Genomic DNA, 14,292 nt, shown 5'->3' on the forward strand with positions numbered 1-14,292 from the left:
AGGGCGGCCCCGGCCGCCCGCCCCACCCGGTGAGGAGCGCTGTTCGGGATGACGCTGCTGAAGACCGTGGGCGACCCGGCGCGGCTCCGTGAGCTGACCGCCGGGGAACTCCGCGAACTCGCGGGGGAGATCCGCGCGTTCCTGATCGAACGGGTCTCCGCCGCCGGCGGACACCTCGGGCCCAACCTGGGCGTGGTCGAGCTGACCATCGCACTCCACACGGTGTTCGAGTCCCCCCGGGACCGGCTGCTCTGGGACACCGGACACCAGTCGTACGTACATAAGATCCTCACGGGTCGTCAGGACGGCTTCGACCGGCTGCGGAAGGCGGGCGGGGTCTCCGGCTACCCGAGCCGGGAGGAGTCCGAGCACGACCTGGTGGAGAACTCGCACGCGTCCACCGCGCTCTCCTACGCGGACGGGCTGGCCAGGGCCGACGCCCATCTCGGGGTACGCGACCGGGCGACGGTCGCGGTCATCGGTGACGGCGCGATGACCGGCGGCATGGCCTGGGAGGCGCTCAACAACATCGCGGGCGGCCCGGAACGGCCGCTCGTCATCGTGCTCAACGACAACCGGCGCTCATACGCGCCGACCGTCGGCGGGTTCGCCGAGCACCTGTCCGGGCTGCGCGCCGGGCACGGGGCCGGTGTGTTCGGGGAACTCGGGCTCGGCTATCTGGGTCCCGTCGACGGTCACGACCTCCCCGCCGTCCAGGACGCCCTGCGCCAGGCGGTGGCGCTGGGCGGCCCGGTGGTGGTGCATGTGATCACCGCCAAGGGCAGGGGATACCGGCACACCGAGGCCAACGACCTCGACCTCGGCCATGCCGTCAAACCGATGGATCCACGGACCGGGCGGGCGCTGAAGGCCTCGCCCCCGTCGTTCACCTCGGTGTTCGGCGAGAAGCTGGTCGAACTGGCCGAGCGGCGCGACGACCTCGTGGCGGTCACGGCCGCGATGGCGGAGCCGACCGGGCTCCTGCCCCTGCAACGCAGGTATCCGCACCGGGTGATCGATGTCGGCATCGCCGAGCAGCACGCGGTGACGATGGCCGCCGGGCTCTCCCTGGGCGGCGTGCACCCGGTGGTGGCCATCTACTCCACGTTCGTCAACCGCGCGCTCGACCAGCTCCTCATGGATGTCGCACTGCACCGCCGCCCGGTGACCTTCGTCCTCGACCGGTCCGGGGTGACCGGCGACGACGGTCCGAGCCACAACGGCATGTGGGACCTGTCGGTGCTCCAGGTGGTGCCGGGGCTGCGGATCGCGGCGCCACGGGACGGCACCCGGCTGGCCGAGCTGCTGGCCGAGGCGGTGGCCTGGCGCGAGGGTCCGACCCTGCTGCGCTTCCCCAAGGGCCCCGCCGGCGCGGACCTCCCCGCCGTCGCCGCGTTCAACGGGCTCGATGTGCTGCGCCGGGCCGGCTCGCTGGATGTGCTGATCGTCGCGGTGGGCGCGCTGGCCGGGCTCGCGCTCACCGTCGCCGACGCGTTACGGGCCCGGGGCGCCGGGGTGACGGTGGTGGACCCGAGGTGGGTCACCCCGGTCAACCCCGCGCTGGCCGATCTGGCCCGCCGCCACCGGCTCGCGATCACGGTGGAGGACAACAGCCGGGCGGGCGGGGTCGGTTCGGCGATCGCGCAGACGCTGCGGGACGCCGGGGTACGGACCCCGCTGCGCGAGTTCGGCATCCCGAGGCGGTTCCTCGGCCAGGGCACCAGGGCCGAGGTGCTCGCCGCCTGCGGGCTGACCGCGCGGAGCGTCACCGGGGCCGTGGAGGAGCTGCTGGCCGGCCTCGACTCCGTACCGACGGCGGACATGGACGCCCCCGGCACCTGGCCGGTCCACTCAGGGGAGGAACTGTGACGACCGTCGATCTGGGCATGCCCTCGCCGCGCGAGGAGAGGCCACCGCGTTCGGTGGCCACCCGGCGGACCTCTCGCCGGATCATGGTGGGTCCGGTGCCGGTCGGCGGTGACGCGCCGGTGTCGGTCCAGTCGATGACCACCACGTCCACCGCCGACGTCAACGCCACGCTCCAGCAGATCGCCGAACTCACCGCGGCGGGGTGCGAGATCGTACGGGTCGCCGTGCCGACGGCGGACGACGCGGCGGCGCTGCCGGTGATCGCCCGCAAGTCGGGCATCCCGGTGATCGCCGACATCCACTTCCAGCCGAAGTACGTCTTCGCCGCGATCGACGCCGGCTGTGCGGCGGTACGGGTCAACCCCGGCAACATCCGCCGGTTCGACGACCAGGTCGGCGCGATCGCCCGGGCCGCCGGGGACGCGGGCGTCCCGATCCGGATCGGGGTGAACGCCGGGTCGCTGGACAGGCGGTTGCTGCGCAAGCACGGCGGGGTCACCCCGGAGGCGCTGGTGGAGTCGGCGCTGTGGGAGTGCTCGTTGTTCGAGGAGCACGGCTACACCGATCTGAAGATCTCGGTGAAGCACAACGACCCGGTGGTGATGATCGAGGCGTACCGCGAGCTCGCCGCCCGGTGCGACTACCCGCTGCACCTCGGGGTGACGGAGGCGGGCCCCCGGTTCCAGGGCACCGTCAAGTCCGCGGTCGCGTTCGGCGCCCTGCTCGCGGAGGGCATCGGCGACACCATACGGGTCTCGCTCTCCGCGCCGCCGGTCGAGGAGGTCAAGGTCGGTACGCAGATCCTGGAGTCGCTCGGGCTGCGGCCACGGGGGCTGGACATCGTGTCGTGTCCGTCCTGCGGCCGGGCCCAGGTCGATGTGCACACCCTCGCCGAGCGGGTCACCGCTGCGCTCGAAGGGTTCCCGGTGCCGTTGCGGGTGGCGGTGATGGGCTGTGTCGTCAACGGGCCGGGCGAGGCACGCGAGGCCGATCTCGGTGTCGCGGCGGGCAACGGCAAGGGCCAGATCTTCGTCAAGGGCGAGGTGATCCGCACGGTCCCGGAGTCGCGGATCGTGGAGACCCTGCTGGCCGAGGCCGTGCGTATCGCCGAGGAAAGGGGTGTGGACATCGAAGGATGAACGGCCGGAAGAGACAGAGTGAACGCCAGGGAAACACAACAGGGAAAGCGGTTCGCATATGACCGTACGGATACGGATGACGCTCTCTCCCGAAGCGCCGGGCGTCAATCCACGGTTTCAACCGCTATGCGCGGGGGCCACGCATCGGTCCGCAGAATGCGGAGGACGAACGCCCTGGAAACCAGCGAGACGCGATTCGGCGCCTCCAGTTTGCCGGACATGACACGGACGTGATAGTCGATGGTCTTCGAGCTGAGGTGCAGCTCTCTCGAAAGCCGCCCGCTGGACGAGCCGGCCGCGACCCCCTCCAGGATCCTGGCCTGGACCGAGCTGAGAACGCAGCTTCCGGCCGGCGGGGACGCCTCGCAGTCGTTCTGATCATTGCCCATGACACCCATCCATTCCGTACAGCCGACCAGGCCGGGACCGTAACCGGATAAATACAGAGCGAGAAGTGCTCGGGCACGAGCCTAGGCGGCGCTCTCACTTTTTGTCACCGGCACACCGTCGCACCCCATGAACTTCCGTCCGCCTCGGAATTCCCTCCAGATTTTTCGGAATTCCGGGCTTGTCCGTGTCCGCAGTGGAACAGCTTCGAGGAACGGCCGTGACGAACTTCGCCCGTGATATCAGCACCGCGGCCCCGGCAGAACCGGACGCCCTGATCCGGACTCTGTACGAGGACCTGAGCAGACTGCCGGCCAGCGCCCAGCTCGACGCGACGCTCTGTCTGCTGGAGGCGGCGACGCTGATGCTGCCGACGCTTCCCCCGGCGCGCGGCAGGCCCGCCGACGCCGAGCTCGACGACATCCGCGCGGCCATGCGCGCCGCGTCGCTCTCGGTGCGCAGCTACCTGTGGCGCACCGGTGCCAACGGTCCGGTGGACCCTCCGGTGGACCGGAAGCGAGTCAGGGAGCGGGACCGGGCACGAGACCTGGAGTGAGACGGAAGCGGGAACGGACGGGCCGCCCCTTCTCGTGGCGGCCCGTCCGTTCCCGTACTGTTCCCGCGTCTTCCCCGGCGGCCGGCTACGCGCCGCTGAGACTCGCGTCCGGGTCCAGGGCGCGCCGCGCGGGAAGGCCGGGGCGGCCGCCGCGCAGGTCGGGCAGGAAGGTCATGGCGATCGCCGCGCAGGCCATGAACCCCGCGCAGACCAGCAGGCCGGCCCCGAACCCGGCGCTGCCGGCCAGCACGCCCAGGGTGAGCGGGGCGAAGGCGGAGACGCCGCGCCCGATGTTGTAGCTGAATCCGGCGCCGGTCGTCCGGACCCTGGTCGGGAACAACTCCCCCATGTACACCCCGAAGACGCCCGCGTAGGCGGCGAAGAAGGCGAACATCGGCCCCAGCCACAGCAGGGTCGTGCGGTCGGCGGCGACCACGTAGAGCGGCAGGGTGAGCGCCACCCCGGCCAGTGAGAGCACCAGTGCGTGCTTGCCGCCGATCCGGTCGGCGATCAGCCCGAAGACGTTGTAGCCGACGAACATCCCGAGGTTGAGCACCATCATGAACATCGCGACCGTCGTGGCCGGGACGCCCTTGTCCGCCTGCAAGTAGGTCGGCAGCCAGGTGGACGCGCCCCACGCCCCGAACATCGCGAATGTCGCCACGGTCGCGGCGAGCAGGGTCCTCCGGCGCAGTTCCGGGGCGAAGATCTCGGTCACCTTCACCGGTGTGGGCTTCTGCTCGGCCCACTCGGCCGACTCCCGGAAGAAGACGCCGACGATGACCAGCGGGACCACCACGCCCGCCCCGCCGATGAGGAACAGCAGGCGCCAGTCCGGCAGCAGAGCGCCCGCCAGCCATGCGGCGATCACCCCGCCGACCGGGAACGAGCTGAGCACGAAGGCGACGGCCCGCCCCCGTTGCGCGGCCGGCCAGGTCTCGACCACATAGGCCGACACCACTCCCCAGACCCCGCCGAGGCCCAGCCCCGCCACGAAACGGAGCACCAGGAAGAGCGTGAAACCCTGCACCAGCGGGATCGCCGAGGTGAACACGCCGAACACCGCGAGCGAGAGCATCAGCGCCCGCTTACGGCCGTAGTTGTCGGCGAGCCAGCCGACCGTCACGCTGCTCACGCCGATCCCGAGCAGTGTCGCCGTGGCGAGCAGGCCGCCCTGGGTCGCCGTGAGTCCGAGATCGGCGCGGATCACGGGCAGGGTGAAGGACAGCAGCAGGATTTCCAGCGCGTCGAACATGTAGGCCACGAATGAGCCGGTGAGCACAACCCATCTGTTGGAGCCACTCAAGCGAACCAGTCCATTCAGCTCTAGCGTTTCTCCGCTCGGGAGACGAATGCTAGGTACTCACGCGGGGTTCATCGCGGGCCGGCCCGGATTTTCCGCATTTCGCGGAGGACCGTCCGAGAATTCACGGGACCAGGCCACCGGTGGCCCCGGCCTCATGGACCGGGGAGCCGTGCACGGCCTCCGCGATCATCGCCGCCGTCAGCATCTGCGCGCCCCTGCCGCTGGTCGGGTCGTAGCCGGTGATGTCCTCTATCCGCCGCAGGCGGTAGTCGAGCGTGCTGCGGTGGATGAACAGGCCGCGGGCCGCCTTGTTCCTGCTGTAGTCGGCGTCGATGAAGGCGGTCAGCGTCTCCCACAGGACCTTGTGCGCCCGCAGCGGCCTGATCACCGCGGCCAGGTCGGTCCGCACCTTCTCGTGGCGGGTGACCGCGTACTCGACCAGGACGTCCGAGATCGTGTAGGCGCCGCTCGGGCGCAGCCCCGCCACCACCAGTCTCAGAACGTACGAGGCCTCGTTGAACCCGTCGAAGAGGCGGGCCCTTTCCCGTTCGGCGGTCGCGAGCCAGCCCCTGCCGCCGAGCCACCGGGTCAGCCTTGTCACCGGGTGTTCGCCGCTGTCCGCACCGGCCGCCGGGATGAAGAGCACGACATTGCCGTCCCGGTGCGTCAGCAGCGTGTTCTCCCCCGCCACCGCGCGCAGCGCCGCCACCTCGTCGCCGGGCTCCGCGAGCCTCACCACCGCGATCAGATAGCGCGGCGTGAGTCCTTCGAACACCTCCGCAGGCAGCGGATGACCGTCGGCGAGGTCACCCGCCAGATCGCGCGGGACATCCGCGGTTTTCCGCTGGTATCCGTCGAGGAAGTCCTGGAGCAGCGGGCCTCCGGCGCGTGCGATGGCGGCGAGCCTCGGATCTCCCGCCGCCGCCTTGGTCAGCAGCTCGACCAGCTCGTCCGGTTCGTTGCCGGTCCATTCCTGCCCCGCGGCCCGCACTTTCGCCCTGAAGTCGGCGACCCTGTCCTCCTCCGGTACCGAGCGGAGCACCTCGTCCGGAGATAACGACCTGCCTGCCATTTCGGTCATTTCTCGATTCATCTTCCGGAATAGTTCGGTTCGCATCAGCCAGTTTTCGGCCAGGAAGGACAAATCGATCCGACACCGGGAGGATCAACCAAAGCCAGCATTAACGCCGGAGAAAATTCTCTCGTCGGAGTAGTGTGGGGGTTCGGCACGGCACTCTCCGTCCATGTCTATGAGGCTCATCGGAGCACGACGAGCCACTCCGACTCGGAGACCTTAACACGGCCGCTTGAACCCGTGGGAGATTACCGGCCAGTTACGGTCTCTTTATGTCGTACATCGGCTTCTTTTCCTTGGAATTTCCATACCCCTTGACCGGCAGCAGGCATATTCCAAACGGGCTGCCCGATGCCCGAATGAAGGACAGGGCACGCCCGGTCACACATCGCCGACCCTATAGCTGTTTATTGCAGGCTTGCGTAACCGGGGAATACATAAAAAGAACCACCGGCCTTGGACGATCCCCCGCGTCGCCCAAGGCCGGTGGCCGTCCCCCCTTCGGCGGGCCCTCGCGGGGCCGTTCGGGGGGACGTCGCGATTATACTGGCTGGGAGCCAGTCAACGCAGGAGTCGAGCATGTCCCCCCGGAGCCAGTCCGCCAACGAAGAGCTGCGCCGGCGCTCCCGGGAGCGGTTGCTGCAGGCCACGGTGGAGCTGGTCGCCGAGCGCGGTTACGAGGCCACGAAGCTCTCGGACATCGCCGACCGGGCCGGTTCCGCGCGCGGGCTCGTGTCGTACTACTTCCCGGGGAAGCGGCAGCTCCTCCAGTCGGCCGTGCACCGGCTGATGCACCGCACGCTCGCCGCCGCGCTGGAGCGCGAGCCCGCCACCGAGGACGGGGCCGAGCTGCTGGCGCGGGCCATCGACGCGATCCTCGGGCTGAGCGTGGAGAGCCCCGTCCTGATGCGGACGCACATGGCCGGGATCCTTCAGGCCGAGGGGTTCGTCCAATGCCCCGAGCAGCGGCGGCTGGCGGCGCTGCTCCGCGAGACGGTACGGCGGTACGGTTCCGCCGACCCCGATGCGGACTACCGGATGCTGCGCGCCCTGCTGATGGGCGCGGTCTTCGCGGCGCTGATCCCGGGGGCGCCGATGCCGCTGCCCCGGCTGAGGGCCGAGTTGTTCGAGCGGTACGGGCTGGCGTGGGAGCTGGGGGTTCCGCCGGGCGCGCGACCGCCCGGCGGAACCCCCGTGGGGAGCGCCCCGCCGGCTCCGTGACTCCGTGGCCCGTACGGCTCAGTGACGGAAGTCCGCGAAGTAGTCGGGCTGCGTCTGGACGTTCAGTTCGTCCATCCGTACCTTCTTCGCCGGGTCGGTGAGCCGGTCGTCGAGCCTGAGCACGTCGAGCCCCTTGACCAGGTCGTTCGAGTAGATGTGGCCGTTGTAGTAGTAGGCGGACCAGGAGCCGCCGCCGATCAGCGTGTCGGCCGAGAGCGGGCCGCGCTCGAAGTACGCGATCTCCTTCGGCTTGGCGGAGTCGGTGAAGTCCCAGACGGAGACACCGCCCTGGTACCAGGCCTGGACCATGATGTCGCGGCCCTTGACCGGGATCAGCGAGCCGTTGTGGGCGACGCAGTTCTCGGTGTCCGCCTGGTGACGGGGGATCTTGTAGTAGCTGCGGAAGACCAGCTTGCGCTGGTCGCCCTTGCCGACGATGTCGTAGATGCCGTCGGCGCCCCGGTCGGGTCCGATCTTCTCGTTGCAGGTGGCCGCGCCGCCGCCGCCCAGCTCGTCGGTGAAGACGACCTTGTCCGCCTTCTGGTTGAAGGTGGCGGAGTGCCAGAACGCGAAGTTGACGTTGTCCTGGACCTGGTCGATGACGCGGGGCCGCTCCGGGTTCTTGATGTCCATCAGGATGCCGTCGCCCATGCAGGCGCCGGCCGCCAGGTCCTTCGAGGGCAGCACGGTGATGTCGTGGCAGCCGCTGGTCGCCGAGACACCCGGGTTGGTGGGGCCGCCCGGGTTGCCGCCGTCGGGGAAGAGCACCTGGAACTTGAGGAGTTCGGCCTTCTCCGGGGCCTTGCGCGGCACCTTGACGATGGAGATGCCGTCGTGCGGCGGCTGGCAGTCGGGGAAGGTCGGGCTGGGCCCGTACGACGAGACGTAGATGTAGACGTCCTTCGCCTTCGGCACCAGCGTGTGCGTGTGCGACCCGCACGCGGTCTCCACCGCCGCGACGTACTTGGGGTTGCGCTTGTCGCTGATGTCGAAGACCTTCATGCCCTCCCAGGACTCCTTGATCGTCGCCGACTGCGGGACGCTGTTGCAGGAGTTGTCGCTGCGGGAGGAGTCGGTGGAGAGGAAGAGCAGGTTCCCGGAGACCGATATGTCGTTCTGCGATCCGGGGCAGAGAACCTGTGCGACGGTCTTCGGGGACTTCGGATTGCTGATGTCGAAGATCCGGAAGCCGTCGTAGTTCCCCGCGAAGGCGTACTTGCCCTGGAAGGCGATATCCGAGTTGGTGCCGGTGAGCTGATCCTTCGGCACATTGGCCAGATGGCTGATGGTGGGGCTGTGGACGATCTCGTCCACGCCGGGGATCTCCCCCTGCGCGATGGCCGCCTTCACCTCCGCCGCCTGACTGCCGGAGATCTTCTCCGTCGCCGGGGCGTCCCCGGGTCCCGGGGTGGCGAGCGCCGGCCCTGCGGTCAGCAGCGTCGCGAAGAGCCCGGCCGCGGCTGCCGCCACGCCCAGCCGTCTCCGCCGCACGCGGGTGGTGTGCAACGAGGTCACTGCGTCCTCCCTTGTATCCGTCCCGAGTTGAAGGGGACTCGGACTTCGGCAGTATCGTCCTTCCCATGTACATATCAACAGACGGCAACAGAGACGTAATGAAAGTTTTTGATCACCTGCACGCGGAAGCGTGTTAGGAACGTGTTCAGTCCTGCCCGTGTGTCGTAGGAGGTCGTCGTGTTGATCCGCCGTCGGAATCCGCGTTCCCGCCGCTCCGCCGTGGCCGTCGCGGTCGTCGCGGTCGTCGCCGTACTCGCCCTGGGCGCCTGTGACACGACGGACGACCAGGCCCCGAAGGCCGAAGCGGAGCCCGGCCCCAGCGTGCTGGCGCCCGGGAAACCGGGGGAACCGGCCCGGACGCTCTCCCCCGACGAGGTCAAGCGGGCCACCCCCGACTCCACCCCCAACGCGGCCGACTTCAGCTACGCCCAGATGATGATCGTCCACCACGGCCAGGCCCTGGAGATGACCGCGCTGGTCGCGGAACGCGCCTCCTCGACCCAGGTGAAGCGGCTCGCGGCACGGATCTCCGCCGCGCAGGGACCGGAGATCGAGGCCATGGAGGCGTGGCTGAAGAACCATGGCGGGGCGGAGAACGCGCACGGCCATGACCATGCGGCGATGCCCGGCATGGCGACCGACGCCCAGCTCAAGGAGTTGGCCGCGGCGAAGGGCGAGGCGTTCGACGACCTGTTCCTCAAGCTGATGATCACGCACCATCAGGGCGCGGTCACCATGGCCACCGAGGCGGTCGCCGAGGGCAACAACATCGTGATCGGCGAGATGGCCAACGACGTCATCGCCCAGCAGAGCGTCGAGATCAACCGGATGCGCGCGCTGTGACCCCCGAACCGGGCCCGCCCCGGGGCCGCATGACGCCCCGTACGGTCAGCGGCGGTGGTGACGGGGGCTGAGATGCCCGTCGTCGCGCGCCCCCGCGATCAACCGGAGCGCCTTGCGCCGGCTGAATCCGGTGACGGACATGACGGCGAGCACCGGGTCCTGGCCCGCGCCCTGGGCGGCCCGGTAGATCGCGGCGATCCCCCGCCGGGCCGCGCCACCACGCGGCGGTGCGGCGGTACGGGCCCGGTGGCGCCCCGATACGGACGGCGCCGGGCCGGGGGTGGCGGCGGCGGTGGCGCTGTCACCGGCGCCGGCGTCGTCCGGCGGCGCACCGGCGGCCGACGGGGTTCCGGGCCCGGGAGCCGCCGCGGGCCGGGGCTCAGGGTCGGCCTCGCGGTCGGCCTCGCGGTCGGCCTCGGGGGCGGCCTCGCGGTCGGCCTCGGGCTCGGGCTCGGTGGCCGGCTGCGGTACGGGCGGCCGGTGTTCCCCGGCGACGACCTGGCAGGCACTGCGCAGGGGCGCCTCGATCGCCTCGGCCAGCGCCGCGAGACCCGTGACCGGGAGGGGCGGATCGGCCTGGGCGTCCTCGATGGCGACGCGTCCGTCCCGTACCACGGCGAGCACATCGAGCCGGGCGCCGTCCTCGAACGTCAGCCGGACATCGACCCAGGGCGACCGGAGCTGGTGGCGCGCGGGGCGGTCGGTGGTGCCGGTGGTGTCGGGGCCGCCCCCGGAATCCCCCGTGGCGGTCACCGAGCCGTGGCCCTGTACTTCCCATGCGGGCCACGCGCTGCCGTCGTGGTGCGGGGGCTCCTGGGCGGGCATCACTCTGTGTTCCGACACGTTCACAACTTAATCAGGCAATCCGCCCCTATGGTCGGGACGCGCACGCGCGGGCCCGTACGGCACCCCGTTCAGCGGACCAGGGCGCCGAGCCGGGCCTCCTGCGCCGCCGCCGCACCGAGGATCCGGTCGAGCAGGCCGGGGAAGAGCGTGTCCAGGTCCCGCCGGCGCAGCACGTTCATCTTGGCGGTGCCCCGGTAGACCTGGCGGATCACCCCGTTCTCGCGGAGCACCCGGAAGTGGTGGGTGACGGTCGACTTCGCGACGGGCAGGCAGAAGTCCGAGCAGGAGAGTTCGTCACCGGCGGCCAGGTCGCGGACGATCCCCATCCGCAGCGGGTCGGCGAGCGCGTGGAGCACCCTCTCCAGACGGATCTCCTCGCACGGCGGGTGGGCGAGTTCGCGGGTGCCGGTCTCGGCGGTCACGGCGGCTCCAGGTGATTCAGAACGTGCGTCCAGAATACGAGACCCTCTTAGTTTGACATTTCCCGTACTACGAAGAGTACCGTACTAGCCAGGGCCGGTCTCCCCCGTACCGGCCCTCCGTGACGTCCTGCTGATGGGAGCCTTCCGTGAGCGCGCTGTTCGAGCCCTACACACTCAGATCCCTGACCATCCCGAACCGGGTCTGGATGGCGCCCATGTGCCAGTACAGCGCGCCGGTCTCGGGGCCGGAGACGGGGGTGCCCGGCGACTGGCACCTCGCCCATCTCGCTGCGCGCGCCGCCGGCGGGACCGGGCTGATCGTCGCCGAGGCCACCGCCGTGAGCCCGGAGGGCCGGATCACCCCCGCCGACCTGGGGATCTGGAACGACGCCCAGGTGGAGGGGTTCCGCCGGATCACCCGCTTCCTCGCCGAGCAGGGCACCATCAGCGCCCTCCAGATCGGCCATGCGGGCCGCAAGGCGAGCACCGGCCGGCCGTGGCAGGGCGGCGCCCCGCTCGGCGCCGACGAGGGCGGCTGGCAGCCGCTCGGGCCGAGCCCGGTGGCCTTCGACGACCGCCACCCGGTCCCCACCGAGCTGACCGTGGAGCGGATCGACGAGATCGTCGGCCAGTTCGCCGCGGCGGCCCGGCGCGCCCGGGAGGCCGGGTTCCAGGTGGTGGAGGTGCACGGGGCGCACGGTTATCTGATCGGCGAGTTCCTCTCACCGCACAGCAACCGGCGGACGGACGCCTACGGCGGCTCCTTCGAGAACCGCACACGGCTCGCCCTGCGGGTCGTGGACGCCGTACGCGCCGAATGGCCCGACGAGCTGCCGGTCTTCTTCCGGATCTCCGCCACCGAGTGGCTGGACGAGGGCGGCTGGACCCCGGACGACACGGTGCGCTTCGCGGACGAGCTGCTGGCGCACGGCGTGGATCTGCTCGACGTGTCCAGCGGCGGCAACGCCTCCGGGGTGCGCATCCCGGCCGCCCCCGGCTACCAGGTGCCGTTCGCGGCCCGGGTCAAGGCGGAGACCCGGCTTCCGGTGGCGGCGGTCGGTCTGATCACCGGGGCCGAGCAGGCGGAGAAGATCCTCTCCAACGGGGAGGCCGATGCCGTGCTGCTCGGCCGGGAGCTGCTGCGCGACCCGGTCTGGGCCCGCCGCGCCGCCGTCGAACTGGGCGGTTCGGTGGCCACACCGGCGCCGTACCACCGCGCCTTCTGAGGAACGGAGCCGCCCCGGGAGCCGCCGGGAAGTCGCCGGGGAGCCGTCCATGGCCCGTCGGACGGCGCGCCCCCGGCGGGCGCTCCCGGCACTTCCCGGGTACGTGCGGTGCCACACCCTGTGCACCAGTAGAGTGACGCCCCGTGGCACCAAGACCGTTGAACGAGATCGTCGAGCCCGGCTGGGCGGACGCCCTGGCCCCCGCCGCCGGACAGATCGCGCGGATGGGCGACTTCCTGCGGGCCGAGATCGGCGCCGGGCGCACCTATCTGCCCGCCGGGCCCCACGTCCTCCGCGCCTTCCAGCAACCCTTCGACGAGGTACGGGTCCTGATCGTCGGTCAGGACCCGTACCCGACGCCGGGGCACGCGGTGGGGCTGAGCTTCTCGGTGGCGCCCGAGGTGCGCCCCGTACCGGGGAGCCTGGACAACATCTTCCGCGAGATGCATACGGATCTGGGCCACCCGCGCCCGTCCAGCGGGGACCTGACCCCGTGGACCCGGCAGGGGGTGCTGCTGCTCAACAGGGCGCTCACCACCGCGCCCCGCAAACCCGCCGCGCACCGTGGCAAGGGGTGGGAGGAGGTGACGGAGCAGGCCATCCGCGCCCTGGTCGCCCGGGGGAAGCCCCTGGTGTCGATCCTGTGGGGGCGGGACGCCCGTAACCTCCGTCCGCTGCTCGGCGACTGTCCGGCGATCGAGTCGGCGCACCCCTCCCCCATGTCGGCGGACCGGGGCTTCTTCGGCTCGCGGCCGTTCAGCCGCGCCAATGACCTGCTGGTACGCCAGGGGGCGCAGCCGGTCGACTGGCAACTGCCGTGACGCGCGGGGCATCCAGGGTGGTCCCGCTCGCGCGCGCGGGGCGCGCGTGAGCTGGGTCGTCGGGGTCGACTCCGGCGGCTCGGGGGTGCGGTACGCGCTCGGCACCGCCGCCCCGGACGGCACGGTCACCCGTATCGCCGCCGCGGCCGACGCCGAGCCGGTGCCCACCGGCCCCGGCGGGATCGACCCGGAGCGCTTCCTCGCCCGACTCGTGCCCGCCGTACGGGGGTTGCTCGCCGAGGCGGGCGCCGGTGCGCCGGTCGCCCTCGCGGTCGGCGCCGCCGGGATGGGGTCCCTCGGGGACGGGCTGCGCGCCACCCTGCCCGGGGCGCTCGCGGAGGCACTGGGGGTACGGCGCCTCGCGCTCGCCGCCGACGCCGTCACGGCGTACGCGGGCGCACTCGGCCAGCGGCCCGGCGCCGTGATCGCCGCGGGGACCGGGATGATCGCCGTGGGCGCGACGCCGGAGGGGTGGCGGCGCGCGGACGGCTGGGGGCATCTCCTCGGGGACTGCGGTGGCGGCGCCTGGATCGGCCGCGCCGGGCTGGAGGCCGCCCTGCGCGCGTACGACGGACGACGGGGCGGTTCGGCCGCGCTGCTCGCCGCCGCCGAGACGATTTTCGGCCCGGCGGAGGGTTTTCCCGAGGCGCTCTACCCGCGCCCCGACCGGCCCGCCGTACTCGCCTCGTTCGCCCCCGAGGTGGGCAGGCTCGCGGCCGGGGACCCGGTCGCGCGGGCGGTGCTCGTACGGGCGGCTGAGCACATCGCGGACGCCGCCTGCGCGGTCTGCCCCCCATCGGGTGAATGTGAAGTCGCCCTCACCGGCGGTCTGTTCAAGCTCGGCGAACCACTCGTCGGCCCGGTGCTCGCCGCGCTCGGGGAGCGTGTCCCGCACGCCACGACCGTACCCGCGGCGACGGATCCGCTGGGTGGGGCGCTGATCGTCGCGGCGGCGCTCGCCACCGGCTCGCTCCGGCTGCCGCGCGATCCGAAGCTGCTGAACGTCTCGGCAGACCAGGACAGATGAGCTGAAAATTACCTAACGGATATATGGGGGCAGATGGCG

General features: G+C 71.2%; 14 protein-coding genes. 8 read left to right on the forward strand and 6 right to left on the reverse strand.

Annotated features, from left to right (window positions below):
* The first annotated feature begins 48 nt into the window (after nt 1–48).
* A complete protein-coding gene (locus AB0O07_RS09505) occupies nt 49–1,869 on the forward strand; it encodes a 1-deoxy-D-xylulose-5-phosphate synthase (protein ID WP_365629554.1) in 1,821 nt (606 codons plus the stop codon).
* A complete protein-coding gene (gene ispG, locus AB0O07_RS09510; protein ID WP_365629557.1) occupies nt 1,866–3,008 on the forward strand; it encodes a flavodoxin-dependent (E)-4-hydroxy-3-methylbut-2-enyl-diphosphate synthase in 1,143 nt (380 codons plus the stop codon). The genes AB0O07_RS09505 and ispG overlap by 4 nt, the downstream gene beginning before the upstream one ends.
* 104 nt (nt 3,009–3,112) lie before the next feature.
* Here ispG and AB0O07_RS09515 read toward each other — a convergent pair whose 3' ends face one another.
* Nucleotides 3,113–3,397: a LuxR C-terminal-related transcriptional regulator gene (locus tag AB0O07_RS09515; RefSeq protein ID WP_365629560.1), complete on the reverse strand. Its 285-nt coding sequence runs from the start codon at nt 3,395–3,397 to the stop codon at nt 3,113–3,115.
* Between the two features lie 218 nt (nt 3,398–3,615).
* On the opposite strand from AB0O07_RS09515, the gene AB0O07_RS09520 reads away from it, so the two are divergent.
* Nucleotides 3,616–3,951, forward strand: a complete 336-nt coding sequence (locus AB0O07_RS09520; protein ID WP_365629563.1) for a hypothetical protein — start codon at nt 3,616–3,618, stop codon at nt 3,949–3,951.
* 85 nt (nt 3,952–4,036) lie between these two features.
* Here AB0O07_RS09520 and AB0O07_RS09525 read toward each other — a convergent pair whose 3' ends face one another.
* Both AB0O07_RS09525 and AB0O07_RS09530 read right to left on the reverse strand, forming a co-directional pair.
* Nucleotides 4,037–5,206, reverse strand: a complete 1,170-nt coding sequence (locus AB0O07_RS09525) for an MFS transporter (protein WP_365630336.1) — start codon at nt 5,204–5,206, stop codon at nt 4,037–4,039.
* A 172-nt stretch (nt 5,207–5,378) separates the two neighbouring features.
* Nucleotides 5,379–6,338 carry a helix-turn-helix domain-containing protein gene (locus AB0O07_RS09530; RefSeq protein WP_365629566.1) on the reverse strand — a complete coding sequence of 320 codons (960 nt, stop codon included), beginning with the start codon at nt 6,336–6,338 and terminating at the stop codon, nt 5,379–5,381.
* Between the two features lie 573 nt (nt 6,339–6,911).
* Here AB0O07_RS09530 and AB0O07_RS09535 point away from each other — a divergent pair.
* Nucleotides 6,912–7,553 carry a helix-turn-helix domain-containing protein gene (locus tag AB0O07_RS09535; RefSeq protein WP_365629569.1) on the forward strand — a complete coding sequence of 214 codons (642 nt, stop codon included), beginning with the start codon at nt 6,912–6,914 and terminating at the stop codon, nt 7,551–7,553.
* A gap of 18 nt (nt 7,554–7,571) precedes the next feature.
* Here the strand turns inward: AB0O07_RS09535 and AB0O07_RS09540 are convergent, their stop codons facing one another.
* A complete protein-coding gene (locus AB0O07_RS09540) occupies nt 7,572–9,068 on the reverse strand; it encodes a hypothetical protein (protein ID WP_365629572.1) in 1,497 nt (498 codons plus the stop codon).
* A gap of 180 nt (nt 9,069–9,248) precedes the next feature.
* Between AB0O07_RS09540 and AB0O07_RS09545 the strand changes: the two genes are divergently transcribed.
* Entirely contained in the window at nt 9,249–9,911 is a 663-nt protein-coding gene (locus AB0O07_RS09545; RefSeq protein WP_365630339.1) for a DUF305 domain-containing protein, read from the forward strand.
* A 45-nt stretch (nt 9,912–9,956) separates the two neighbouring features.
* Here AB0O07_RS09545 and AB0O07_RS09550 read toward each other — a convergent pair whose 3' ends face one another.
* Both AB0O07_RS09550 and AB0O07_RS09555 read right to left on the reverse strand, forming a co-directional pair.
* On the reverse strand, nt 9,957–10,754 hold the full coding sequence (locus tag AB0O07_RS09550; RefSeq protein ID WP_365629575.1) for a DUF6214 family protein: 798 nt from the start codon (nt 10,752–10,754) through the stop codon (nt 9,957–9,959).
* A gap of 71 nt (nt 10,755–10,825) precedes the next feature.
* Nucleotides 10,826–11,179 (reverse strand): helix-turn-helix domain-containing protein, encoded by a 354-nt coding sequence (locus AB0O07_RS09555; RefSeq protein ID WP_365629578.1) that lies wholly within the window; start codon nt 11,177–11,179, stop codon nt 10,826–10,828.
* 146 nt (nt 11,180–11,325) lie between these two features.
* Here AB0O07_RS09555 and AB0O07_RS09560 point away from each other — a divergent pair, with 146 nt between their 5' ends.
* The 3 genes from AB0O07_RS09560 to AB0O07_RS09570 all read left to right on the forward strand — a co-directional run bounded on the left by AB0O07_RS09560 (nt 11,326) and on the right by AB0O07_RS09570 (nt 14,253).
* The gene (locus tag AB0O07_RS09560; protein ID WP_365629581.1) at nt 11,326–12,405 is read left to right on the forward strand and encodes an NADH:flavin oxidoreductase/NADH oxidase; all 1,080 of its coding nucleotides are present in this window, start codon (nt 11,326–11,328) and stop codon (nt 12,403–12,405) included.
* Between the two features lie 143 nt (nt 12,406–12,548).
* A complete protein-coding gene (locus tag AB0O07_RS09565; protein WP_365629584.1) occupies nt 12,549–13,226 on the forward strand; it encodes a uracil-DNA glycosylase in 678 nt (225 codons plus the stop codon).
* Between the two features lie 46 nt (nt 13,227–13,272).
* Nucleotides 13,273–14,253: a BadF/BadG/BcrA/BcrD ATPase family protein gene (locus AB0O07_RS09570; RefSeq protein WP_365629587.1), complete on the forward strand. Its 981-nt coding sequence runs from the start codon at nt 13,273–13,275 to the stop codon at nt 14,251–14,253.
* Nucleotides 14,254–14,292 lie beyond the last annotated feature (39 nt).

It is taken from the genome of Streptomyces sp. NPDC093085, from assembly GCF_040683935.1.
In the GTDB taxonomy this organism is placed as follows: domain Bacteria; phylum Actinomycetota; class Actinomycetes; order Streptomycetales; family Streptomycetaceae; genus Streptomyces.